Origin of the sequence: Frigoribacterium sp. Leaf172, from assembly GCF_001424285.1 — a bacterium.
Classification (GTDB): Bacteria; Actinomycetota; Actinomycetes; order Actinomycetales; family Microbacteriaceae; genus Frigoribacterium.
In genome coordinates this window covers 1,102,678-1,126,887 of record NZ_LMPB01000001.1, presented here as the reverse complement: position 1 = coordinate 1,126,887, position 24,210 = coordinate 1,102,678, and the positions used below count along the sequence as shown (strand labels likewise).

The 24,210-nt window shown below is 69.0% G+C and carries 16 protein-coding genes and 1 pseudogene; 8 read left to right on the top strand and 9 right to left on the bottom strand.

Annotated elements, in window-relative coordinates; translation table 11 throughout:
- The first annotated feature begins 23 nt into the window (after positions 1–23).
- Together fdhD and ASF89_RS05375 are read left to right on the top strand one after the other, a co-directional pair.
- Entirely contained in the window at positions 24–983 is a 960-nt protein-coding gene (gene fdhD / locus ASF89_RS05380) for a formate dehydrogenase accessory sulfurtransferase FdhD (RefSeq protein ID WP_082489795.1), read from the top strand.
- The gene (locus ASF89_RS05375; RefSeq protein WP_055812627.1) at positions 980–3,292 is read left to right on the top strand and encodes an FdhF/YdeP family oxidoreductase; all 2,313 of its coding nucleotides are present in this window, start codon (positions 980–982) and stop codon (positions 3,290–3,292) included. The genes fdhD and ASF89_RS05375 overlap by 4 nt, the downstream gene beginning before the upstream one ends.
- Here the strand turns inward: ASF89_RS05375 and ASF89_RS05370 are convergent.
- Positions 3,289–4,008, bottom strand: coding sequence for an MBL fold metallo-hydrolase (locus ASF89_RS05370; protein WP_055812624.1), 720 nt, complete (start codon positions 4,006–4,008; stop codon positions 3,289–3,291). The two genes, ASF89_RS05375 and ASF89_RS05370, sit on opposite strands and share 4 nt — an antisense overlap.
- Before the next feature lie 53 nt (positions 4,009–4,061).
- Here ASF89_RS05370 and ASF89_RS05365 point away from each other — a divergent pair, with 53 nt between their 5' ends.
- A complete protein-coding gene (locus tag ASF89_RS05365) occupies positions 4,062–4,610 on the top strand; it encodes a TetR/AcrR family transcriptional regulator (RefSeq protein ID WP_055794423.1) in 549 nt (182 codons plus the stop codon).
- 20 nt (positions 4,611–4,630) lie between these two features.
- On the opposite strand, the gene ASF89_RS05360 is transcribed toward ASF89_RS05365, so the two are convergent.
- On the bottom strand, positions 4,631–5,797 hold the full coding sequence (locus tag ASF89_RS05360) for a N(5)-(carboxyethyl)ornithine synthase (RefSeq protein ID WP_055812619.1): 1,167 nt from the start codon (positions 5,795–5,797) through the stop codon (positions 4,631–4,633).
- A gap of 72 nt (positions 5,798–5,869) precedes the next feature.
- Between ASF89_RS05360 and ASF89_RS15645 the strand changes: the two genes are divergently transcribed.
- Positions 5,870–6,424, top strand: a complete 555-nt coding sequence (locus ASF89_RS15645) for a hypothetical protein (protein ID WP_055812616.1) — start codon at positions 5,870–5,872, stop codon at positions 6,422–6,424.
- 543 nt (positions 6,425–6,967) lie between these two features.
- On the opposite strand, the gene ASF89_RS05350 is transcribed toward ASF89_RS15645, so the two are convergent.
- Positions 6,968–7,267: a hypothetical protein gene (locus ASF89_RS05350; RefSeq protein ID WP_055794416.1), complete on the bottom strand. Its 300-nt coding sequence runs from the start codon at positions 7,265–7,267 to the stop codon at positions 6,968–6,970.
- Positions 7,264–12,741: a DUF6531 domain-containing protein gene (locus ASF89_RS05345; protein WP_055812613.1), complete on the bottom strand. Its 5,478-nt coding sequence runs from the start codon at positions 12,739–12,741 to the stop codon at positions 7,264–7,266. The genes ASF89_RS05350 and ASF89_RS05345 overlap by 4 nt, the downstream gene beginning before the upstream one ends.
- A gap of 305 nt (positions 12,742–13,046) precedes the next feature.
- Here ASF89_RS05345 and ASF89_RS05340 point away from each other — a divergent pair, with 305 nt between their 5' ends.
- Positions 13,047–14,051: a helix-turn-helix transcriptional regulator gene (locus ASF89_RS05340; protein WP_055812610.1), complete on the top strand. Its 1,005-nt coding sequence runs from the start codon at positions 13,047–13,049 to the stop codon at positions 14,049–14,051.
- A gap of 374 nt (positions 14,052–14,425) precedes the next feature.
- On the opposite strand, the gene ASF89_RS05335 is transcribed toward ASF89_RS05340, so the two are convergent.
- From ASF89_RS05335 to ASF89_RS05325, 3 genes are read right to left on the bottom strand one after another with little or no spacing between them, the layout of a single operon-like run.
- Complete coding sequence (locus ASF89_RS05335) at positions 14,426–16,381, bottom strand: hypothetical protein (protein ID WP_055812608.1); 1,956 nt, start codon at positions 16,379–16,381, stop codon at positions 14,426–14,428.
- A 13-nt stretch (positions 16,382–16,394) separates the two neighbouring features.
- Positions 16,395–18,539, bottom strand: a complete 2,145-nt coding sequence (locus ASF89_RS05330) for a hypothetical protein (RefSeq protein WP_055812605.1) — start codon at positions 18,537–18,539, stop codon at positions 16,395–16,397.
- On the bottom strand, positions 18,539–19,084 hold the full coding sequence (locus ASF89_RS05325; protein WP_055812602.1) for a hypothetical protein: 546 nt from the start codon (positions 19,082–19,084) through the stop codon (positions 18,539–18,541). The genes ASF89_RS05330 and ASF89_RS05325 overlap by 1 nt, the downstream gene beginning before the upstream one ends.
- 672 nt (positions 19,085–19,756) lie before the next feature.
- Between ASF89_RS05325 and ASF89_RS16175 the strand changes: the two are divergent.
- A pseudogene (locus ASF89_RS16175) lies at positions 19,757–19,891 on the top strand (site-specific integrase); the annotation flags it as partial.
- Between the two features lie 137 nt (positions 19,892–20,028).
- Here ASF89_RS16175 and ychF read toward each other — a convergent pair.
- Positions 20,029–21,102, bottom strand: coding sequence for a redox-regulated ATPase YchF (gene ychF, locus ASF89_RS05320; protein ID WP_055812599.1), 1,074 nt, complete (start codon positions 21,100–21,102; stop codon positions 20,029–20,031).
- Between the two features lie 120 nt (positions 21,103–21,222).
- On the opposite strand from ychF, the gene ASF89_RS05315 reads away from it, so the two are divergent.
- Positions 21,223–21,858, top strand: coding sequence for an exonuclease domain-containing protein (locus ASF89_RS05315; RefSeq protein WP_055812595.1), 636 nt, complete (start codon positions 21,223–21,225; stop codon positions 21,856–21,858).
- A 52-nt stretch (positions 21,859–21,910) separates the two neighbouring features.
- Complete coding sequence (locus ASF89_RS05310; RefSeq protein WP_055813150.1) at positions 21,911–23,212, top strand: DNA recombination protein RmuC; 1,302 nt, start codon at positions 21,911–21,913, stop codon at positions 23,210–23,212.
- On the opposite strand, the gene glpX is transcribed toward ASF89_RS05310, so the two are convergent.
- Positions 23,209–24,207 (bottom strand): class II fructose-bisphosphatase, encoded by a 999-nt coding sequence (gene glpX, locus ASF89_RS05305; protein WP_055794400.1) that lies wholly within the window; start codon positions 24,205–24,207, stop codon positions 23,209–23,211. The genes ASF89_RS05310 and glpX overlap by 4 nt on opposite strands.
- Positions 24,208–24,210 lie beyond the last annotated feature (3 nt).

The following is a 24,210-nucleotide window of genomic DNA, read 5'->3' as shown; positions in this document are numbered from 1 at the left end:
GCGATCGGGGGTAGACCTGACCCATGGCACGCATCACGTCACGGAAGCCCGTGACCCGGCTCACCGTCGACGACGACGGGGCGACCGCCGTCCGACGGACGATGGACACCCTGGCCGTCGAGGAGCCGCTCGAGATCCGGGTGGGCGGGCGGTCCCTCGCGATCACCATGCGCACCCCCGGGCACGACTTCGATCTCGCCGCGGGGTTCCTCGTCTCCGAGGGCGTGATCTCGACCGGCGACGAGTACTTCGCAGCGCGCTACTGCGCCGGCGCCACCGCCGAGGGGCTCAACACCTACAACGTGCTCGACGTCACGCTCGCCCCCGGGGTGCCCGCCCCCGACCCGAGCCTCGAACGCGCCTTCTACACGACGAGCTCGTGCGGGCTCTGCGGCAAGGCCTCGATCGACGCCGTCCGCACGAAGTCGCAGCACGCCGTGCTCCACGACCCGCTCGAGATCGACCCCGCCCTGCTCGCCACGTTCCCCGACCGGCTGCGCGAGGGGCAGGACGTCTTCGAGAAGACGGGCGGCCTGCACGCCGCCGCCCTCTTCGACGGCGCGACCGGCGAGATGCTCGTGCTGCGCGAGGACGTCGGGCGCCACAACGCCGTCGACAAGGTCGTCGGCTGGGCCGTGAAGGAGGGGCGGCTGCCCTCGGCGGGGACCGTCCTGATGGTCTCGGGTCGCGCCTCGTTCGAGCTCACCCAGAAGGCGTCGATGGCCGGCATCCCGATGCTCGCCGCCGTCTCGGCCCCGTCGTCGCTCGCCGTCGACCTCGCCGACGAGCTGGGCGTGACCATCGTGGGGTTCCTCCGCGGGCGGTCGATGGTCGTGTACTCGCGACCGGACCGACTCGGCGCTCCCGACGAGACGACCCGCGCCTCCTCGGCGACCCCGGCCGCCGCCCCGGCGACGGCGGGTCCGGCCGAGACCACCCGCATCACCACCCCCGTGCCCCTGACGATCGGACCGAGACCGTGACCGAGAAGCCCCCCGTCGACGATGTGAACGACGACGACATCGAGGTCGGCCCGCCCCGCGAGTGGGCGGCCGGCGTGCCCGGCGTGCTGCACTCGATGGAGCCGGCGATCAAGCAGCTCGGACTCGCCCGCACGGTGAAGCTGATGACGTCGCTGAACCAGAAGGACGGCTTCGACTGCATGAGCTGCGCCTGGCCCGACCCGAACCACCGCAAGGTCGCGGAGTTCTGCGAGAACGGCGCCAAGGCCGTCACCTGGGAGGCCAACCCGGTGCTCGTGCCCGACGCGTTCTGGGCCGAGCACTCGATCGACGATCTGCTCGACAAGTCGGAGTACTGGCTCGGCATGCAGGGGCGCCTGACGACGCCGGTGCACAAGCCCCTCGGCGCCGACCACTACGAGCCGGTCAGCTGGGAGCGCGCCTTCGAGATCATCGGCGACAAGCTGAACTCCCTCGACAGCCCCGACGAGGCGTCGTTCTACACGTCGGGCCGCACCTCGAACGAGGCCGCCTTCGAGTACCAGCTCTTCGTCCGGGCCTTCGGCACGAACAACCTGCCCGACTGCTCGAACATGTGCCACGAGTCGACCGGCGCCGCCATGGGCGAGACCGTCGGGGTCGGCAAGTCGACGATCGCCTACGACGACTTCGAGCAGTCCGACCTGATCATCGTGCTCGGGCAGAACCCCGGCACGAACCACCCGCGCATGCTCACCGCCCTCGAGGACGCCAAACGGAACGGGGCGTCGATCGTCGCGGTGAACCCGCTGCCCGAGGCGGGGCTGCGCCGCTACAAGAACCCCCAGCTGCCGCGGGGGGTCGTGGGGCGCGGAACGAACATCGCCGACCAGTTCGTGCAGATCCGTCTCGGCGGCGACATGGCCCTGCTGCAGGCCGTCGCCAAGCGCGTGCTCGCGGCGGAGGACGCCGCGCCGGGCACCGTGCTCGATCACGCGTTCCTCGCCGAGCACACGGTCGGGCTCGAGGCGTTCCGCGAGCACATCGCCCGCGTCGACGACGACGAGGTGCTGCTCGCCACCGGCATCACGACAGCCGAGATCGACGAGCTGGCCGAGCGCTACATCGCCGCCGAGCGGGTCATCATCACCTGGGCGATGGGCATCACGCAGCACCGCAAGGCCGTCGACACCATCAAGGAGATCATCAACCTGCTGCTGCTGCGCGGCAACATCGGCAGGCCCGGTGCGGGCGCCTCGCCCATCCGCGGGCACAGCAACGTGCAGGGCGACCGCACGATGGGCATCTGGGAGCAGATGTCCGATCAGTTCCTCGACGCGCTGCAGCGCGAGTTCCGCTTCGACCCGCCGCGCGAGCACGGCGTCGACGCGCTCAAGGGCATCAAGGCCATGCAGGAGGGGCGGATCAAGTTCTGGATGGGCATGGGCGGCAACCTCGTGGCCGCCATCTCGGACACGCAGCTGGCCGAGGCCGCCATGCGCGGCACCGACATGACCGTCCAGGTGTCGACGAAGCTCAACCGATCGCACGCCGTCGTGGGCGCCGAGGCGCTCATCCTGCCGACCCTCGGTCGCACCGAGATCGACGTGCAGAAGTCGGGGCCGCAGTTCGTCTCCGTCGAAGACACGGTCTGCTCGGTGCACGGCAGTCACGGTCAGGTGCCGCCGGTGGCCCCCGACCTGCTGTCGGAGGTGGCGATCGTCAGCAGGCTCGCGCAGGCGACCCTCCGCCATCGCGACGATCTCGAGATCGACTGGCAGGCGTTCGAAGACGACTACGACACCCTGCGTGACCACATCAGCCGCGTGGTCCCGGGCTTCGAGCGCTACAGCGAGCGCGTGCGCAGCCGCGACGGGTTCGTCCTGCCCAACGGGCCCCGCGACTCGCGGACGTTCGACACCGCTGCGGGCAAGGCCATGATCACCGTGAACGAGCTCGAGCACGTCGAGCGGCCGGCCGGGCGCCTCCTGCTGCAGACCCTTCGCTCGCACGACCAGTACAACACGACGATCTACAGCCTGAACGACCGCTACCGCGGCATCAAGAAGGGACGCGAGGTCGTCTTCATCAACCCGGACGACCTCGCCGAGCTGGGTCTCGTCGACGGGCAGCGGGTCGACGTGTTCACCGAATGGACCGACGACGTCGAGCGCGTGCTGCGCGACTACCGGGTCGTGGCGTACCCGACGGCGCGAGGGTGCGCGGCGGCGTACTTCCCCGAGGCGAACGTGCTCGTGCCGCTCGACAGCGCGTCGATCGGCAGCAACACGCCGGTATCGAAGGCGGTGCTCGTGCGGGTGGTTCCGGCGGCGGTGCCCGCGACCGTCTAGCCGCGGCGGGCGGCGGCGCGCACGGCCTCGACGGCGGCGGTGACCCCACCGCTCCAGGGGGCGCCGTGGCCGGGGAGCACCCAGGTCGCGCCGGTCTCGACGAGCGCCGAGAGCGCGTCGAGGGCCTGCTCCGGCTCGTCGGTGAACGGCGCCGGCGCCGGACCGACCTCGCCGGTCAGCACGTGGCGGGTCGTCAGGGCGTCGCCCACGAACACGGCGTCGACGCCCGGCACGAACACCGCGATGCTGCCCTCGGAGTGACCGGGCATCGGGATGACCTGCGGCGAGCCCGGCAGGTCGAGCGTCTCGCCGCCGTGCAGCTCGACGACCTCGGTGAGCCAGTCCGTCTTCACCCCGCCCTTCCGCAGCGTGTAGGCGAGGAACCCGAGCACCGCGCCGAGTCGCATCCGCTGCTTGGCGTTCTTCGGCTTGGCGCCGCCCTTCGCCCGGGCGACGTCTGCCGCGTGGATGAAGACGGGCACGCCGTGCTCGCGGCGGAGCCGTTCGGCGAAGCCGAGATGATCGCCGTCGCCGTGCGTCAGCACGACTCCCCTCACGTCGGCCGGCGTGCGACCGAGGGAGGCCAGCTCGGCGACCAGTTCGGCATGCAGACCGGGCAGCCCGGCGTCGATCACGGTGACGCCGTCGGGCGTCACGACGAGGTAGGCGGCGACGACGTCGCTGCCGATGCGGTGAAGCGAGGGGGTGAGTTCCATGATGGCTACTGTAGATAGCCATCATGGCTACTGTCAATAGCTATACTCGACGGATGCCGTCTCCTGAGCGCACCTCCCTCGACGCCATCGTCGCCGCCGCCCGCGAGCTGCTCGAGACCGACGGCCCCACCGGGCTCACCATGGCGGCGGTCGCCGCGCGGGTGGGCGTCCGCGCCCCCTCCCTCTACAAGCGCGTCGACAGCAGGGAGGCGCTGGTCCAGCTGGTCGCGGAGGCCACCCTCTCGGATCTGGCCGTCCACCTCGACGCGGCGGCGGGCGCCCGCCAGGTGCTCGACGGATTCCGCTCGTTCGCGCACGAGCGCCCGGCGGCGTTCCAGCTCGTCATGACGCCCGGCCCCGGCATGCCGCGAGCGCGAGCGGAGTTCGGGGCCGAGGCGAGCCGGGCCGCCCTCCGGGTCGGAGCGGAGCTCGCCGGCGCCGACAACGCCCTCGCGGCGGCCCGCACCCTCACGGCCTGGGTCGCCGGCTTCGTCGTGATGGAGCTGAACGGCGGGTTCCAGCTCGGCGGCGACGTCGACGACGCGTGGGAGTTCGGGACGGAACGGGTCATCGCGGCGCTCGCCGCGCCTCCTCGGCTCTGAGCACGCGACGCGCGGTGTGCTCAGGCGTCGAGAGGCAGGTGCGGGTACTGGGGCGACCGGCCCTGGAAGGTGAGGATCGCGTCGTTCACGACCCGCCCCTCCTCGATCTCGATGGCACGGCGGATCGTGTCGGACTCGCGCCATGACGACGCCCCCTCCATCACGGTGCGGAGGAACGGCATCAGCGCCTCGCTGATCTCCCACGTGGTCGAGTTCCACAGCAGCGACGGGCTGTGGTCGACGGCGTAGTAGTTCGTCGTCTCGCCGACCGTGATGAGCGGCTCGGCGAACGTGGTGGCGCGCGCCCACTCGAAGCCCATGCCCTCGTCGACCGAGACGTCGACGATGAGGCTGCCGGGGCGGAAGGACTCGAGGTCGCTGGTGCGCAGGTAGGTGAGGGGCGCGTTCGGGTCCTGCAGGGTGCAGTTGACGACGATGTCGTTCGCCGCCAGGAACGGCGCGAGGGCGACGGGGCCGTCGGGGGTGTTGACGGTGCTGGCGCCGGGGGTCTCGGGGTCGTGCTCGAACTGGTGGATGTCGACCGAGGGGATGGGCGAGCCGACGGCCGCGATGTTCCGGTTGGTCAGCACGCGGACGTCGTGGATGCCGTGGGCGTTCAGGGCGGTGACGGCGCCGCGGGCTGTGGCGCCGAAGCCGATCACGACGGCGGTCAGGCGGCGACCGTAGTCGCCGGTCGAACCGCAGAGCTGGAGCCCGTGCAGCACCGAGCAGTAGCCGGCGAGCTCGTTGTTCTTGTGGAAGACGTGCAGGGCGTAGCCGCCGTCGGGCTGCCAGTGGTTCATGGCCTCCCACGCGATGAGGGTGAGCTTCTTGTCGATGGCGAGCTGGGTGATCTCGCGATCCTGCACGCAGTGCGGCCAGCCCCAGAGCGTCTGCCCGTCGCGCAGCTCGGCGAGGTCGTCGGCCTGCGGCTTCGGCAGCAGCACGACGTCGCTGTCGGCGATGATCCGCTCGCGGTCGGCCAGGGCCACGAGCGGCTCGAGGTCGGAGTCGGGGATGCCGAAGCGGAGGCCGTAGCCGCGCTCGAGGGTCATGCTGGCGCGCAGATCGGCGTCGATCCGCTCGAGGTGCGCGGGGTGGATCGGCAGGCGCCGCTCGTCGGGCTTGCGGGAGGTCGCGAGGACGCCGAGGCGCAGCAGTGCGGGGGCGGGCGTGATTCGGCTCATGCCTGACCTTAGACGAGGCCGGCTCAGGCCCGGGACCGATGGTGCCGTGCGTGCACGTGCCACCATCGAGTCATGAGCCGAGAGACCGAGAGACCGGTGGCCGTGCGAGCCGTGGCGTTCATGGCTCGATCGTGGTGGGGCGGCCGGCCGCATCGCCGGGTCTCGTACGACGCCTGGTGGCCCGACGGTCGTCTCGAGAACGGTGTCAGTCTCGCCTCGGTGCTGGACCTCCGTCACCCGGCCGACATCGCCGACGCCGAGACGGCCGTCCATGGCCGGTGCCCTGAGATCGGGCCGGGCGAGTGGTGCGACAGGTGGGGACGCGTGGTCGACGGGCCCGTCGACGGTTCGGCGGGGGTCTCGTCTTCGCGGCGCCAGCAGCGACCTCGTCGCCCGCGTCGCCTGATGAGCCAACGGCGCGAGTTCGACGCACCCCGGTACGACCCGACGAAACAGCCCAGCCGGACGGGCCGCCTGGTCGCAGGCCTTGTCGCTCTCGTCGTGGGCGTGGTGCTGCTGGTCACGACCTCGGGCGACGGGCCGCTCGCGCTCGTCGGCGTCCTGAGCGTCTTCTCCTCCGTGGGTCTGCTGGCCGGTCTCGTGCCGCGCCAGCGTCGGTGGTGGTGACGGCGATGATCAGGCCCGGGACCGGTGGCCCCGACACGTCTGCTCAGCCTCGGAGGACCTCTCCGCTCGACGAGACGCCACCGTAGGGCTTGGTCACGGCTTCGCCAGCTCGTCGGTGCTGACGGTGATGCCGGTCGGGTACTCGACCCAGAGGTCGCTGCCCTCGCGGAACAGCCGGGCGGCCGTCATGTCGCACTCCTGGAAGTCGCGACGCGACGTGGGTGACGCGCCCAGCGCTTCCCTCGCCTGTGACAACGGCACCGTCGGGTCACGCCGGGGCCGACATGACCTCGTACTCCGACTCTTCGCGCGAAAAGAGGAGCCACCGGGTCGGCGAGGCCACCTGACAGAAGTACCGGTAATCCTCGGTGAACACCACTGCCTCTCTTTGCATCTCTCACTTCAGCAGCCGTACGAACGGCACAAATTCCTTTTGTTGGCGTAAAGGTCACCAGTCGATGTCGAGGACTAATCGGCCTGGAGACTCGCTTACTGATCCCGACGTGCCGAAATCATGCCGGCAAGTGCTTAGACGTCCGGACATCAGCCTCGCGGGATCTCCTCGGTGGCACTCACGCTTCCGTATGGCCAGTTCACCCACGACTCCGTCTCAGCCTTCTCGAAGAGACGCCGGGATGTCGCGAAGAACTCCTGGAAGTCGCGGCGACCCGACTGCGTGACCCCGAGACGCGTTCGCAGTTCGCCGAGTCCTACCACGTGGTCGGACGAACCGGTCGAAGCGATGACATCGAACTCGTAGTCCCCCGACTTGAACACGAACCATCCGGTGGGGCTCGCAGTCATCCTGAAGAACTTCAGATAGTCGGGGCTCGGCTCGGTCAATTGAGATTCCAAGAGGACTGGTAATCTTGACGGTAATTCGGATAGTCGATCATCTGCGTTCGCTCCATGTCGTAGAAGTCACTTTGATCCAGTGGCTTCACCCAAGCAGGACGCAACTGCGGATCCGGGGCCCCGATGTCGACGAACGACCGCCCCTCAGCCTGCTGGTAGTTAATCCATTTCTTGTTGGCCCAGACGTGGACCTTATCGGTGGCATCGGGGAACAGCTTCGCTGGTCCGTCGTACGTCCAGTCTGGAAGGGCTTCATACGAGGCATAGCCATGTGTCTTGGCGTAGGGGTGCACGCGGTAGTCCATGCTCCGTCCCATGACGACCGTGTCTGCACCCGCATTCCGGGTGACCGAGTTCATCAGGCCCTCTCCGAGCTTGCGACCGGCCGCGCCGCCGACCAGACCGGTGACCGTGCCGGCGGCGGCGCTGCCGGCCGTCGCGGCCAGCGCACCGCTGACCGTGTGGGGACCCGGCCCGCTGTAGTAGCCGTAGGCGCCCTGGGCCGCACCGCCGATGCCGCCCGAGCTCGAGCCGGCGACCAGGGCCGCCTTCATGCCCGTCGCGCCGACCTTCGCGGCGATCGCCGCGCCTCCGAATCCTCCGAGGGCGCCGCTGACCGCGACCTGGCCCCAGTTGACCGTCCCGGTCGTCGCCTTCTGGATGATCGTGTCGGCACCGGCCGAGATGAGCATGACGCCGATGGGCCCGCCGACGCCAGTCGCAATCATCAAGGCACCGCCCACCACCATGGCGCCGCCGACGATGTACTCCCAGTTGTCGGCGAGCTTCTGCCCGACCCAGGCGAGAGCCCCGCGCGACTCGGAGTCGTACGCCGTCAGCTCGGCGTCGGTCAGAGGTCGCAGACCCGTGGGGTCGATCGCGCCCAGCGGGTCGTTGCCCGCGTAGGCATAGGGGTTGCCGTCCCACCCGGCGCCGAGCACCGGGGGCAGCGGGTCGGTCGAGAGGAACCCTCTCGCGCCGGGGTCGTACGCCCTGGCGCCGAGCCATTCGAGACCGGCGACGGTGAGTCCACCCGACGCGGTGATGCTCGGAGCGGAGGGCCCGCCGACGGCGGCGACGCCGTCCAGCCCCGCCGGCGCCCAGGGGTCCGCCTCGTCCGTCGAGCGAGCGCCGCGCCACGACGACGCCGCCCAGGAGCCGCCGACGCCGGTCAGACCACCGGGCACGCCGACGACCTGCCGGCCGCCGAGGCCGACGAGTCGCGGGAACGGCGACGCCGTGTCCCACCAGACCGACGCGTCGTCGACCTCGGCGAGCTCGCCCAGGGCGTCGACCCAGAGGCGGTGCTCGGCGACGACGCGCCCGCCGTCCCGCGACGTGACACCCGCGAGACCGCCGGTCGCGCCCCAGGCGTAGTCGATCTGCGTGCCGTCGCCGTGCTCGACGCGGACGCGGCGACCGAGGCCGTCGTACACGAACGCGGAGCGCGTGCCGTCCGAACCGAGCGTCTCCGCCAGCTGCCCCGCCGCGTCATACCGGTACGACGTCGTCCCGACCGGCGAGCTCTCGCGGACGAGCCGCCCGCCCGCGTCGTACTCCCAGGTCGAACCGGTGCCGTCGTCGGTCGTGCTGGCGATCAGCTGCCCGGCGGCGTCACGCGTGAACCGCGTCACCGCGCCTCCGCGGTCGATCGAGGTGATCCGCCCGTCGTCGTCGCGGGTGATCTCGGTGGTGATGCCGTGAGCGGTGTGCGAGACGACCGCGCCGTCGCGGTACGACCAGACCCGCGCCTCCTCGGCGATCGTGACGGCGACGCACCGGCCCGCCGCGTCCCGGGCGAAGTCGGCTCGGCCCAGCGTCGGGTTCTCGAGGGCGACGATGCGACCGGCGGCGTCGTGCAGCCAGGTCGTCCGCACACCCGAGGCGTCGGTCTGGGCCAGGCGCTCGCCGTCGGCGCCGTACTCCCAGGTGAGCGCGTGCCCGTCGCGCGACCGCGACACGAGCAGACCACGGCGGTCCGAGCGCAGCTCGTGCTCGACGACCCGGCCGTCGGGGCGGGTGCTGTCCGAGACGACCACGCGGCGGTTCACCGGGTCGTGGGTGATGGAGGCGAGGAGGCGGCCGTCCAGATGACGCGCGACCTCGCGACCGGCGTCGTCGTGGCTCCAGGTCCTCACGTGGCCGTCGGGATCGATGCGCTCGATGCGTCGCCCCGCGGGGTCGTACCGCTGCGTGGTGGTGCGCCCGAGCGGGTCGGTGACCGACGCGGTCTGGTCGAGTGCGGTCCACTCGCGGGTGGTGACACCGCCCATCGGGTCGACGGTGCGGACGACGCGCCCGCGCTCGTCGTACTCGAACCGCGTCGTGCCGCCGACGCCGTTGACCGTGCGGATCAGCTGACCCGCGGCGTCGTAGGCGAAGCGGCGGGTGCCCTGCGCGGCGCCCTGCACGAACGTGACGCGACCGGCGGCGTCGTAGCCGAAGCGCGTCGTGCCGAGACCTGGCACGGACTGGGCCGAGACCCGCCCGCCGTCGTCGTACTCGATGCGCTCGACGTCGCCCGTCGGCAGACTGCGGCGCACCACGCGCTGGTCGGCGTCGTAGGTCAGCTCGGTCGTGCCGCCGAGGGGGTCGAGGGTGCGCCAGGGCCGACCGCAGTCGTCGTACTCGAGCCGGGTGGTGGCCCCCGAGGGTGCGACGACGGCGACGACGCGCCCGGCGACGTCACGCTCGAGACGCGTGAGCCCGCCCTCGCCGTCGATCAGCTCGACGGGATTGCCCGCGGCGTCGTAGACGGTCAGCTCGACCGAACCGTCGGCCGACTCGCGGCGGATGGGTCGACCCAGCTCGTCGAGCCGCACGGTGACCGACCCGAACGCGTCGGTCACCGAGGCGACCCCCGCGGATCGGTCGCTCTCGCCGCCGGCCCGGACGCCCGTCGGATCGATCGTGGCCGTCAGGGTGCCGACGGCGTCGTACTCGCGGCGCCATTCGTGCCCGAGCGGGTCGGTGACGGTGGTCAGGCGGGACAGGGCGTCGTGCGCGAACGTCCACGCGTCGCCGCCGGGGAGGGTCGCCGCGGAGAGATTGCCGAGCTCGTCGAACGTGCGCTCGACGGCGCGGCCCAGCGGGTCGACGGTCCGCACGAGCTCGCCGTTCGGCGCGTACTCGAACGTGGTCCGCGCGCCGAGGGGGTCGACGACGGCCGTGGTGCGACCGGCGACGTCGTGCTCGACGGCCCAGACCGCGCCGTCCGGGTCGCGCCGCTCGACGAGCAGCCCCGCCGAGTCGTAGCGGTAGGCCGTCCGAGCGCCGAGGGGGCTGATCGCCGCCGTGGGCCGCCCGGCCTGATCGCGCTCGATGCGCGCCGTCTCGCCGCGCGTGTTGCGCGTCGCGACCAGGTCGCCGAAGGCGTCGTAGTCGAACTCGAGGCGGACCCCGACCGGGTCGACGACCGAGGCGAGCCGACCGCGCTGCCAGGCCAGCTCGGTCCGTCCGCCCAGCGCGTCGACGATGACCGAGGGGTTCCGTTCGACGTCGTCGGCGTACTCGTACGCGACGATCGCACCCGCCGCGGTCACGAAGGTCGTCACGCGATCGTGCTCGTCGTACCCGTAGGTCAGATCGGCGCCCTCGGGGGTGACCGTGCGGGTCCGCCGGCCCCGCTCGTCGTAACCGTGCACCGTGACGGAGCCGTCGCGCTCGGTGAACGAGACGAGGTTCCCGAAGGAGTCGTAGGCCATCGACTGCCGGCGGTCCTCGGTGTCGCGCACCCCGACGAGGCGACCCTTGGCGTCGGCGATCCACGAGTTCGAGCGCGAGCCGTCCTCGTCCGAGACCGCCGTCACGCGCCCGGGCAGGTACGCGAAGCGGGTGCGGCGTCCGTGCTGGGTCACCTGCGTGACGACCCGCCCCTGGTCGTCGTACGTGTTCTCGGCCTCGACGACGCCGGCCGCCGAGACGACGGCCTCGATCAGGCCCTGGCTGTTCCAGCGGTAGGTGCGGCTGCCGATCGGCGAGACCACCTCGACGAGGCGACCCTCGTCGTAGACGTACTCGCACCTCCTGCCGTCCGACGCCGCCACGACCGCGACACGGCCGTCGACGTGCTCGACGTCGATGAACCGACCGAGGGAGTGCAGGAGGCGCGTCACCGGACCGTCATCGCCCCGCCCGACCGAGATGGTGCGGCCCCGACCCGAACCCGAGCCGAGCCAGACACCTGCGGCCGTGAAGGCCCACCAGCGACCGCCGTTGTCGCGGACCACCAGGAATTCGTCGGCGCCCTCGCGGGCGGACGTCAGCTCGCCGTGACCGGGTGCCACCGTCTCGCGGGCGAGCCACAGGCTCTCGCCGACGGCCCGGTCGAAGCCGGCACCGGCCCGCGGGAAGTCGACGGCGCGACCGTCCTCCCTGACCCAGCGCGCGCCCTCGTCGGAGAGCACGAGGGTCTGGTCGAGCACGGACGACCAGCCGACGCCGAAGACGCCCGCTTCGGCGTGGCCCGACGGCAGCGAGTTGTACATGCGGTCGAGGGCCAGCGGGTCGGCCCCGGGGAACGCGAGGTCGGTCTCGGGCTCGATGAAGTTGCCGGTCGCCGTGTTGACCGGGTCGTTGGCGTACCCGCTGGTGGGGACGGCGCCTGCAGCCGTCGGCGGGTCGATGGTGAGCGCCGAGCGGGTGGCCGAGACCCCGGCGGCGGCGAGCGCGTCGGCCAGCGCGGCGTCGCTCAGGGTCGAGACGTCGCCGGTGCCGCCCGCCGACTCGAAGGCGGCGGCCACGGTGTCGGCCCACGACGCGTCGTTCGCGTTGGCGGCCAGGTACCGGCGGTAGGCGCTGACCACGCCGTCGGCGTCGATGCGTCCCCACGAGCACTGGCTCGCGAACGTCGCCAGAGCACCCTCGATCGTGCCGGGGGCGGCGGCGAGCGAGTCGTCGAGGCCCCGCGAGCCGGTGGCGAACGACCTCAGATCGGCGGGCCGGGCCGACGAGGTGCCCCCGCCCCCTCCACCGCCGCTGCCCGGGGCGGGCGTCTCGCGCGAGCCCGTCGAGGTCGACTCCGACGGGAAGGTCGGCGCCGGGCCGGGGTCCGCGTTCGGGCGCTCCTCCTCGCCGAAGAAGAAGTCGTGCACCTCGTCGCCGAAGTCCTTGTCGTTGTGGCGACGCACCCACTCGTTGTTCTCTCGACGGCGGTCGTCCTCGTCGCGGGCGGCGGTCACCATCGTCCCGACGTAGCCCGCGACCGTGCGGAGCGAGCTCGCGAGGGCGGAGGCGTCGACGGCGGCGGTCGCGGCGTTCTGGGCGAACAGCTCGGAGAACCGCCCCGCGAAGTCCTGCTGACCCGTCGAGACGTACGAGGCCCGGGAGCCGGCCTGGTCGTCGAGGCGACCGGCCTCGGTCTCGAGCGTCGACTTCAGGTCGGAGGCCGTCGAGTAGACGAACCTGCCCCCGTTCGACGAATCCGACTGCGGCAGCAGCGGCACCTCTGTGAACTCGGTCATGTGAGCACTCCCCCGGGCGGCGTCTCGACCGGCCGACCCCCGTCGACCGTCATCGCAGGCGACCCGCGACCTCCTCACGGTAGTCCCGCGGCGGGCGCCCGTCCACGCCCCGATCGGGGCGAGGCCCGTTCCGGCCGACCCCTGTTCTGGGTCGGCCCCGCACCCATCCGCCGACGAGGCCGCGTCCGAACTCACCATGAGGTCGGACGAATTCGTGACGTTTCGCTCAGTCGACACGTCCGATTGATGTACCGCCGCGTCCACCACCGCGGCGTCGCCGGACCGCATCGGACCAGGAGGATTCCATGACGAGCACCTACGCACCGCAGCACGAGGGCGACACCAGCCCGATCGCCGTGCAGGCCGACCCCTCCTTCCGCCGCACCGAGCAGGGCACCGACGACCTCCTCGACGCCTGCGCGCGCCTTCAGGACCTCTACGACGGGCGCCACTTCCGGGCCCGTCGCGCCGACGAGGCCTTCCTCTTCCGCTACGCGAGCGCCGGCGACGATCGCCTGAGCCTGCGCACCGCGACGTTCCTCGGGCATCTGCAGGGCGACGTGCCGTGGTCGAAGGACTACGTCGTGTCGTGGCTGCGGTCGGGCACCGCGACGATCGAGCACCACGGCGGCCAGCTGACGAGTCTCGGCGGTCAGCCGTTCCTCATCCCGTCCGAGACGTCGTTCTCGTTCATGATGACGCCGCACCGGAACAACATGGTCCACGCCGACGCGGCGTTCCTGGAGGACATCGCGACCGAGATCCACGGTGGCCCCTCGCAGCGCATCGTCTTCGACCACACCGCCACCCCGACCCCGGAGGCGCTGGTCGCCTGGCGATCGGCCGTCACCGCCGCCACCCCGGCCGTCGTCACCGAGAAGGTCGCGCCGCTCGTGCGGCACGAGGCCCAGGTCACGCTGGTGCGCGCCATGCTGGCGCTGTTCCCCTGGCAGGCCGTCGACGTGCCGACGAGCCTTCGGACCGAACGCACGGCCCGACTCCGCGTGGCGGTGGAGTACGTGCACGCGTCCGCCGATCAGCCGATCACCCCCGCGGACATCGCCCGCGCCGCCGGCATGCACACGCGCACGCTGCAGCAGGCCATGAACGACCACCTCGGCGCGAGCCCGATGAACTACCTGCGCCAGGTGCGGCTCGACAAGGCCCACGACGAGCTCGTGTCGTCGTCGCGCGACGAGGCCCTCGTCTCGGACATCGCCCGCCGCTGGGGCTTCGGCAACCTCGGCCGCTTCTCCGCCGCCTACGTCAAGCGCTTCGGCGAGTACCCCCGCGACACCCTGCTGCGCTGACGCTCAGGGCCGAGGAGGCGCGGCGTCAGAAGGGAGTAACGCACGGCTCCGTCCGCGGCAGCATCTGGGGTGTCTCAATCGAGACAGTCCGCAAAGCACGTGATCGTGGCGGTGAAACTCGCCTTGCCTTCGGTGACTGCTTCGTGCGCCGCAAGGCGGTCGTCCTGGCGGGCCAACTCTTGTAGACCGAGCCACCTGAATTACGCCTCGTAGAGATCGTCGACGCGTTTAGACCGTTGTCAGCGTCGAAGACCGTGAGTTCGAACTTGCCCGCCGTCCTAGGCTGCTTCACGTGATCGGATGTGAGTTCGAGAGCACGAAGACGGGTCACGTAAAAGTCTGTAGAGCCGGCGCCCATAGAGCAATTACGCCGCTTAGGTTTGAGGTGTCACCCGCTTCTTGCGTGTGATGCGCTTCTTCGAGGTGGCAGAAGGCGGTTCGACGTTTGCTTGGAGGCGGACCGTAACGAGGGCGTGCTGCCGCGAGGCGGAGTCAAGCCTAAGCGGAACGACGTGGAATGCCGCAGTGAGATCGCGGCGGATCTTCCGCGGAACGTAGTCGGCCACCACCAGAATGGCGACGGGAATGTTAGTCACGGCGTACTGGACTGCTTGCGCGCCAAAGTCCACAACGAGTTCGTCGTCGGAGCGATCCTTGTCGACTGTCTTAACCTCGATATAGATGGTGCAGCGGTCGGCGAAGGTCAGCGCTATGTCCACGCGGCCGCCCGCAACGTTGGGCAGCTCGACCGCTGAGTCGCGGCCGGCCATCACCAGCTTGGAGTTCAGGTCGTCCGCAAGTTCATGCTCTTCAGGCCAGGGCTGGCCCAGGACCATCCACGGTGGCAACCTGTTGGGCGACTGACTGACGTTGAGGTGGTAGCTGGTGTACCGGACGACGTCGGCGAGGAGGACTTTCAGCTCAGTCCGGTAAGCGCCGATTCCTCTTTCGGCGTGTTCCTCGCACTGGGCCAGGAGGCTGGAAAGGAGTTCGTCCTCTGCGAGGTTCAGCGACCGACTCTGGATCGCGATCTCCTCGAAGACCTGGACGAGAGACGGTTCGGATGCTGCCGCGCGTTCGAGCTCGGAGAAGGCGGCGTCCGTCAGATGGAAACTTCCGCGAATCGCATCCGGAAGACGAAGCGACCCGCTAAGTGCTTTTTTTTGGGGCGCCTCTTCCAACCGGCCGAGGAGCCCTTCCACTGCTGCGCGAGTCGCTGATCCGGTGGGCTCGCCACTCACCTTCAGCCATCGCTGCAGGTGCACGACGACCGACGCGTTTCCTTGCGCGATCTCCTCGATTCGGGGCCAGACCAGCTCGCGCACACCGACCTGAGGCGCCGGCTCCGCCATGCCCGGGTTGACGACGAGCACCATGGTCTGCTCGGCAGCGAACGCACGCGCGAGCGCTCGCAGCGTGGTGCCGGTATCGAACCAACGGTCGGTCTCGGCTATTCGGAGTTGCGTCAGGAGGTCCAGCCAGGCGCTGGTCGTGCCTGCGCGGGCTCCCCGCCAGCTCGGCTCGACTCCTCGGTACCCATCGAGGTACTCGTAGACAGCGTCGGCGATGACGTCGAACCGCTCATCGGGAATGGCTTGGCCCGACACCTGCTCGGCAACACCGGTGACCACGGCCCGGAACGCGGTGGCGTCACGACGACGGTCTTCGAGACATGCGGTGTCGAACCAATGCATCGCGTCATAGAGATCTAAGCGCACGGCTTCAAGCTCGACGGACGCGGCAGCGGTAGCGATCTTTTGGAAGCCGAGCTCCATCGCAGCGTCCGCATCAAGCGAGTCGTGCGTGGAGAGCGCGGTCAAAGCATCTAAAAGTTCGGCGTCATCCCACATCGAGCAGGCGGCACCGAGCGCCCGAACCAGCGGCTCGGTGGCGTCCACCGCTTCGCTCCCGACCTGCAGCATTCCACGCAACTGCAGTGTGCCCTTCGTCCAGTGCCCGAGCGCCAGGCGCGTCCACCCCTCCAACGCGGTGTCCCTCTCGAACCCATGCCTGCTAGCGCGCGCTTTAAAAGCTCCTTCGAGGCCAGATGCGATCTGCGGGAGTGCCGACTCCGCAGCTAGCAGCACGTCGTAGAGGTCGCGTACGGCGAGCACCGGGATGGTGTTGGCAGCGTCGATCAGCAGCGCGCCGGCAGCCGCTTGGTCCTCGAGGTCGGTCCACTCGGCGCAAAGCGCTACGGCAACCTCGACGACGCGCGAGTCACGGACCAGCTCGGAGGACGAGCCGTAGATTGTCTGCTCACCGCCGAGACTAGTTACGGACGGCGTCCCCTCAAGGCTGTCGAGGAAGTCAAACACTGTCTGTGTCACGGCGAACTTCTCCTCACCACATCAGATCTTCCGCAGTCGGCCTCTGGATCGCCTCGTCCGGGAGTACGGCGTCCACCAACTCACTATGCGCCGTGCTCGTAATGACCTGAAGCCCGTACGTCTGCGCTACTCGACTTAACTCGCGCAGCAATAGTTCGCCGTTTTCGCGGTTGAGCTCCTCCGTGGCTAATGAATCGACGATGAGAAACCCTGGGTGACGGCCGAGGCCCGATGTTGTTCCCACGTCCAGGAGTGACACCACGAGCGCGATCTTCAGGCGTAGTTTCTCACCGTCGGTAAGCTTTCCGAACGCGGTCTTCTCGCCACCTTTCACGACTGGGAGTTGAGCGTTCGCCTGGAGAGTCGCCTTCTCCAGGTTGCTGATGCCGAGGGTCTTTCCGAGCGACGTGATCTGTGCACTCACCGACAGCAAGGCCGCTGCGAAAACGCTCTTACCGGAGTCCCCGGCAAAGGTTTCTGCGGCGTCGAGGATGCGTGCGTCGGCGGTCAACGGTTCCTCCTCCGGGTCTTCGTCCGACCGTTCGGATCGCTCCTGAATACGGCCGTCGAGCACCGCGATCCGGCGTTCGAGAGCGCGGCGCTCGATTGGGTCTCCATGGACGTTACTGATGACCTCTGACGCGCGCTGGAACTCGCTCTCGGCAGCCTCCGCCTGTGACATCGCGTCGTCGTGGAGCGTGGAGAGACGTTCCGCGTCGGCGGTGTACCGCGCGACCCTCTGCTCTGCCATCGTCACGGGATCGATCTCATCATCGACGGTGCCGGCATTGTCGAAATTTCCGTTGGGCGCTGCGTCAGATTCGTCTATCGGGTTGTTGCACAACGAACAGGAGCCTTCCTGCTCCCTCTGCCACTGCTCGGGCTGGACCTTAGCATCACATCGCGGGCAGCATGACGGCTTGAGGGCGTGCCAAAACCGTTTGGTGACAGCCGCCTCCTTAAAGGCGGCAAGATCCTGCTCCGCCGCATGCAGCTCTCGCTCCGCCGACCCATACGCGAGAGCGGCATCTGACATAGCCCGCTGCGTCCGGGTGATGGCAGCCGTGGCTTCGGTGACCACAGTCATCGCAGCCTCCACCTCCTCAGCGGTCATGCCAGAGACAGGGATGGTCTTCAGTTCGGCCTCAACCTCAGACTTCTCTGCGCGGAGCACCTGCGCGTTGGCTTCCCTCGATTCGGAGTCTCGGTCCCGACGCCGGTGGATACCGGCGAGCCGCCCGTCCACGGCCTTCTTCTGTGAACGAGCGCTGAGGGCCGTGGCACCCCACTCAGTTGCAAGGAAGGTGTTGAGCACATTCCTGGCGTGAAACGGTGTCTCTCCGATGACGGAGGCTTCACTCGGTTTGGTGATGGCAAGTGCCTGGGACCAAAGGTGCCAACCGTGGCCGACCAGATTTCCGTCATCCGCGTCAGTTGCGTTCGCAATTCGGGTCCACTGTGTCAGGGTGTCCAGTCCAAGGCGCTGGAGCATGAAATCACTGACCGCCGCCTCCATCTGCTCGTCCCCGTCGAAGCTATCGATGGGGAGCGCACCGCCTGTGAGGAGCCGCTCGACCAGGTCGTCAACGGGTACATCCATGCCGAACACTGGCTCACCTGCCGTGGCGGCCTCGTCGCTGTGCTTCTTCATCACGTCGGCGGCGGCGTAGCTGAGGGCATCGAGACCAGGTTCGACACCGGCTGGGAGGACCACGATCTTTCCCGTAGGAACCCCGTCGTCTACGCGCCAGGCAATGAGAATCCGCTCGCCGCCTATAGTCAGTAACAAACAGACCTGACGCAGCCAATTCTGCACGTCACCGGCAACCTTCGATGATCCGCGCAAGCCCCATTTAATGATGTCGAGGGTCGAGCTCTTCCCGGCATCGTTCTTCCCATCGCTGACGAACGCTGTCACGGGGGTGGCGAACGCGCGGTGGAAGGAGAAAGGTACGAATCGACGACCTTCTGCGTCATCGTCGGCCGCGAGATTCTTGATGCCCGCGAAGTGGATCGCGTCGACCCGCAGCTGACGCCTGGTCGGAACTGCCTTGGGCCCGACGATCCTGTACCGCGTGAGCACTTCCGTCACGGCTTCGCGATCTGCCCCTGCGCGCTCCGCGACAATGTCCACCCAGTCCAGGACGGTCCCCTCCATTAGCCCTCCACCACTTTCAGCTTCACGGCGCGCTCACGTACACGCTCGAGAATCGAGGGGATGACATCTCCATGCGCCGTGTCCGCGTACTCGGTCTGCAGATACTGCCGGCGCTTGGCCGCCGCACCAACCGCAGCGTCGGCGATAAGTCCGATGGCCACCGCCTGCTGCGCATACCATTCGAGTTCCGGGATGTCCGCCCGCATCGCAGCAATGGTATCCCGTCCCTTCTGCAGCAGAAAATAGTCCCGACGCGAGAGAGCGCCTGAATCAGCGGCGCGTCGATGCTCGATCTGCTCGTAGAGCTTGAGCACTGCGAGAGCGTCGTCGATAAACTCGTAAGCCCCATATATGTAGCGCTCCATTGGATAGGTGTGCAGTCGGGGCGCATCACCATCCAGCATCCGAACGACGTGCAGCTGGATTTCCTCGAAGGACACTAGGCCTTGCTCGTAGTCCGTGAGCAGTTCGTCAGCGAGGTAGTCGGGATTCCGGAGCCAGAAATCGAGCTTCTGCAGGCGGATGAGCGATGAGACGACGGCCACCGCACTGTCTACGTCGCAAGATGCTGGGACCGGAGTGCCCAGAACGTCCAGCAGCACCAGGACTCGCGTCGCGGTCTGGCTCGTGGATCCGCCACGGCGGCGTGCATCAGTTGATGGCGCTAGGACAATAGGCATCGACTTTCCTCCCCAGTTGTAATCAGCGTCGCAGATGAGTGCTCGGTTAGATGCCCGACACGCTCAGGCCCCTCGCCCGGGCGAACCTCGACGATGACTTGGTGTATCACTTATAGATCACTAACGAACTGCAGTCAGGGCAATTCGTCTGGCCCGACGTTCCCGGTCGTCGGCCGGCCAACGCACATAATTACGACACGTGGTCAGCGAGGGCAGAAGATGCCCTCGCGACAACAACGGAATCCTTAGATTTGCGATTGCGAGCCAGCTCTGCATGTTTTGCTCGCCCAGGACTCGCCTGTGAACGGTTGCCGACGGCCCCGCCCATTTCCGGGTCAGGGGTTCCTGCCGTGCCGGCAACCCGTCATTCAGACTCCCCGACGTATGCGACAGAACGGGCCTTTTGCACGCCTCGAAGCAAGGGTTCGAATCCAATGAGGCCCGTTCGGCGCCGAGAAGTGGCTCTTCCACGGCGAGAACAACGAGCCGCCTCACCAGAACACCGTCTATTATTGCTGAAAGACAACGCTCGAGCACGCCAGCGTCGATGGCGTCCGACTGCACAGCCTCCGGCACATCTACGCCCCGGGCCTGATCGCCGCGGGGTGTGATGTGGTGACCGTTCAACGTGCTTTCGAACACGCGAAACCAGCTACCACGCTCAACACGTAAAGCTATCCTTGGCCGACCGCCGACGACCCCACGAGGGCCGCTGCCAAGACTCTCGGCGAAATCGTACTGCGGAATCTTGCGGACCCGTGCCGACTGGATGGTCGACTTCAGCGTGATGACGCTGCAATACAAGCCATCTAGTTGTTGAAGCGGAACTCCACCACGTCGCCGTCCTGCATGACGTACTCCTTGCCCTCGATGCGGGCCTTGCCGGCCGAGCGCGCCTCCGCGATGGAGCCGGTCTCGACGAGGTCGTCGTACGAGATGACCTCGGCCTTGATGAAGCCCTTCTCGAAGTCCGTGTGGATCACTCCGGCGGCCTGCGGGGCCTTCCAGCCCTTGCCGATCGTCCAGGCGCGCGTCTCTTTCGGGCCGGCCGTGAGGTAGGTCTGCAGCCCCAGCGTCTCGAACCCGATGCGGGCGAGCTGGTCGAGGCCGGATTCGTCCTGCCCGAGCGACGCGAGCAGCTCGGCCGCGTCGTCGTCGTCGAGGCCGATCAGCTCGGACTCGACCTGCGCGTCGAGGAAGATCGCCTCGGCCGGCGACACGAGCGCCTGCAGCTCGGCCTTGCGGGCCTCGTCGGTCAGCACGGCCTCGTCGACGTTGAAGACGTAGATGAAGGGTTTCGCGGTGAGCAGCCCCAGCTCGCGGATCGGCTCGAGGTCGATGCTCGTCGACGAGAGCGCCTCGCCCCGCTGGAGGGCGTCGCGGGCGGCCACGGCGGTCTCGTGCACGACCGGCTCGACGCGCTTGAGCCGCAGCTCCTTCTCGTACCGCACGAGCGCCTTCTCGACCGTCTCGAGGTCGGCGAGGATCAGCTCGGTGTTGATCGTGCCCATGTCGCTCTCGGGGTCGACCTTGCCGTCGACGTGCACGACGTCGGGGTCGTCGAATCCGCGGACGACCTCGGCGATCGCGTCGGCCTCGCGGATGTTCGCCAGGAACTTGTTGCCGAGCCCCTCGCCCTCGCTCGCGCCCTTGACGATGCCGGCGATGTCGACGAACGACACCGGCGCGGGCAGGATCTTCTCGCTGCCGAAGATCCCGGCGAGCACGTGGAGGCGCGGGTCGGGCAGGTTGACGATGCCGACGTTCGGCTCGATGGTCGCGAACGGGTAGTTCGCCGCCAGCACCTGGTTCTTGGTCAGGGCGTTGAACAGGGTGGACTTGCCGACATTGGGCAGTCCGACGATCGCGATAGTGAGAGCCACGAGGGTCAAGCGTACCGGGCGTGCCGCGGCACCGGGGCGGAGCGGGACCCGAGGAGGCGCGGGTCGCCCTCCGCCCGGCCCTGTGGAGGGAGTGTCGGAGGCGCGTGAGACCATGAGTCAATGCCCATCGACTTCACCGCGATCGACTTCGAGACCGCGAACTCGAGCAGCGCCAGCGCCTGCTCCGTCGGCCTCGTCAAGGTCCGCGACGGCGTCGTCGTCGACAAGGTCGGGTGGCTGATCCAGCCGCCCGCGGGCCATGACGAGTTCTCGGAGTGGAACACGCGCATCCACGGGATCGTCGCCTCCGACGTCGTCGGCGCGTTCGGCTGGGCCGAGCAGTTCGACCTGATCGCCGACTTCGCCGGCGACGACGTCTTCGTCGCCCACAACGCCGGTTTCGACATGGGGGTCATCAAGTCGGCGTGCGCGGCGACGGGGCTCACTCCCCCGCCCTGGTCGTACCTCTGCAGTCTGCAGGTCGCCCGCAAGACGTACGCCCTCGACTCGTACCGACTCCCTCTGGCGGCCGCGGCCGCCGGTTTCACCGGCTTCTCGCACCACGACGCCCTGGCCGACGCCGAGGCCTGCGCCGCGATCGTCTCGCACGCCGCGCTCTTCCACGGCGCCGACGACCTCGCCGAGCTCGCGTCGATCGCGTCGGTCAAGGTCAAGGTGCTGAAGCCCGCTCCCCTGCCCGAGTCCCCCGAGGGCGCCGAGCCGGTCAAGCGCCGCCTCCGGGTCTTCTTCAGCTGACCCGGTCCGTCGCCGACGGGCGGTGTCGGTGGCCGCTGCCACACTGCTCGACATGGTCTCCTCGCTCGTCGCCTTCCTCCTCGCCCTGACCGCGCTCGTCGTCGGAGCCCTCGTGGGCGCCCTCGCCGGTCGTTCCCGCAGCGCCGCCGCGACGGGTCGTCTCGCCGCCGAGGCGGCGGCGGCCCGAGCGACCGCGGACTCCTACCAGGAGCGCCTCCACGAGCAGGATCAGCAGTACCGTCGGCAGATCGCGGGGCAGGAGGCGCGGCTCACCGAGTTCCAGGATCGCCTCCGTGACATCCGCATCACCGAGGCCGAGCGCACCCGCTCCGAGGGGCATGTGCTGACGGCCCTCAGCCCCGTCGCCCAGAGTCTCGCCGCCGTGCAGAAGAAGGTCGCCGAACTGGAAGAGCAGCGCACCCATCAGTACGGCGCCTTGAGCGAGCAGCTCCGCAGCGCCGCCGCGTCGGAGGAGCGCCTGCGCAGCACGGCCGAGAGTCTCGCCTCCGCCCTGAAGTCGAACAGCACCCGAGGCGTCTGGGGCGAGACGCAGCTGCGCAACGTGGTGCAGGCGGCCGGCCTCGTCGAGAGGGTCGACTTCGACGTGCAGACGAGCATCCACTCCGACGCGGGGTCCGGTCGCCCCGACATGGTGGTGCACCTCCCCGGCGGCAAGAACATCGCCGTCGACGCGAAGGTGCCCTTCACCGCCTACCTCGAGGCGAGCGCGATCCCGGCCACGGCCGGCGGCGAGGAGGGGGCGCGACGCGAGACCCTGCTGCTCCAGCACGTGAAGGCCCTGCGGGCGCACGTCGACGCGCTCGCGTCGAAGAGCTACTGGGCGGGGCTCGAGTCGTCACCTGAGCTGGTCATCGCCTTCATTCCGAGCGAGTCCCTCGTGGCCTCGGCCCTCGAGGCCGACCCGTCGATCATGGATTACGCCTTCCAGAAGCGGGTCGCCCTGGCATCCCCGGTGACACTCTGGTCCGTGCTCAAGACCATCGCGTTCAGCTGGCAGCAGGACGTCGTGACCGCCGAGGCGAAGTCGCTGTTCGATCTCAGCCGCGAGCTGTACGGCCGCTTGTCGACGATGGCCGGCCACGTCGACAAGCTCGGCCGGTCACTGCGGGGATCCGTGTCCGACTACAACCGCTTCGTGGGCTCGCTCGAGCGGACGGTGCTTCCGTCCGCCCGACGCCTGAGCATGCTCGACGAGACGAAGGTCCTGGCCGCGCCCGCGACCATCGAAGAGACGCCCCGCGACCTGACGGCCGCCGAACTGACAGCCGCCCTCGACGCCGATCGGGAACGACACGGCGCGAGGGCGGATACCGGGATGCAGCGAGAAGGCTAGGCGGTCTCTCCGTACCACTTCGACACGAGGTGGTCGGCCTCGACACGGCGGATCGTGCCCGAGTGCGATCGGAGCACGATGCTCGAGGTGCGGATCATGCCCTGCTTGCGCGTCACACCGGCGACGAGAGCGCCGTCGGTGACGCCGGTCGCGACGAAGTAGGCGTTGTCACCGGTGACCAGGTCGTCCTGGTCGAGAACGCGATCGAGGTCGTGCCCGGCGTCGAGGGCCTTCTGCCGCTCGGCGTCGTCCTTCGGAGCGAGTCGGGCGAGGATGAGACCGTCGAGCGCCTTGACCGCGCACGCGGTGATGATCCCCTCGGGGGTGCCGCCGACGCCGACGCACATGTCGATGCGCGAGTCGGGTCGAGCGGCGTTGATGCCGCCGGCGACATCCCCGTCGAGCAGCAGGCGGGTGGAGGCGCCGACGGCGCGGATCTCCGCGATCAGGTCGGCGTGACGGGGGCGGTCCAGGACGGCGATCTGCATGTCCTCGACGGCGATGCCCTTCGCGGCGGCGAGCGCCACGATGTTCTCGCCGATGGGCCGGTCGAGGTCGATGATGCCGCGACCCTCGGGGCCGGTCACGATCTTGTCCATGTAGAAGACGGCGCTCGGGTCGTACATGCTGCCGCGGTCGCTGACGGCGATGACCGACAGCGCGTTCATCCGGCCGGCCGCCGTGAGGCTCGTCCCGTCGATCGGGTCGACGGCGATGTCGCAGGCCGGCCCGAAGCCGTTGCCGACGTGCTCGCCGTTGAAGAGCATCGGCGCCTCGTCCTTCTCGCCCTCGCCGATGACGACGACGCCGTCGAAGGCGACCGTGCCGAGGAACTTGCGCATGGCGTCGACGGCGGCCTTGTCGGCCGCGTTCTTGTCGCCTTTGCCGATGAAGGGCGCCGAGCGGATGGCCGCCGCCTCCGTCGCCCGAACCAGCTCCATTCCGAGGTTGCGATCGGGGTGCGAGTACAGGGTTCCGGAGGGTGAGTCAGCCATCCC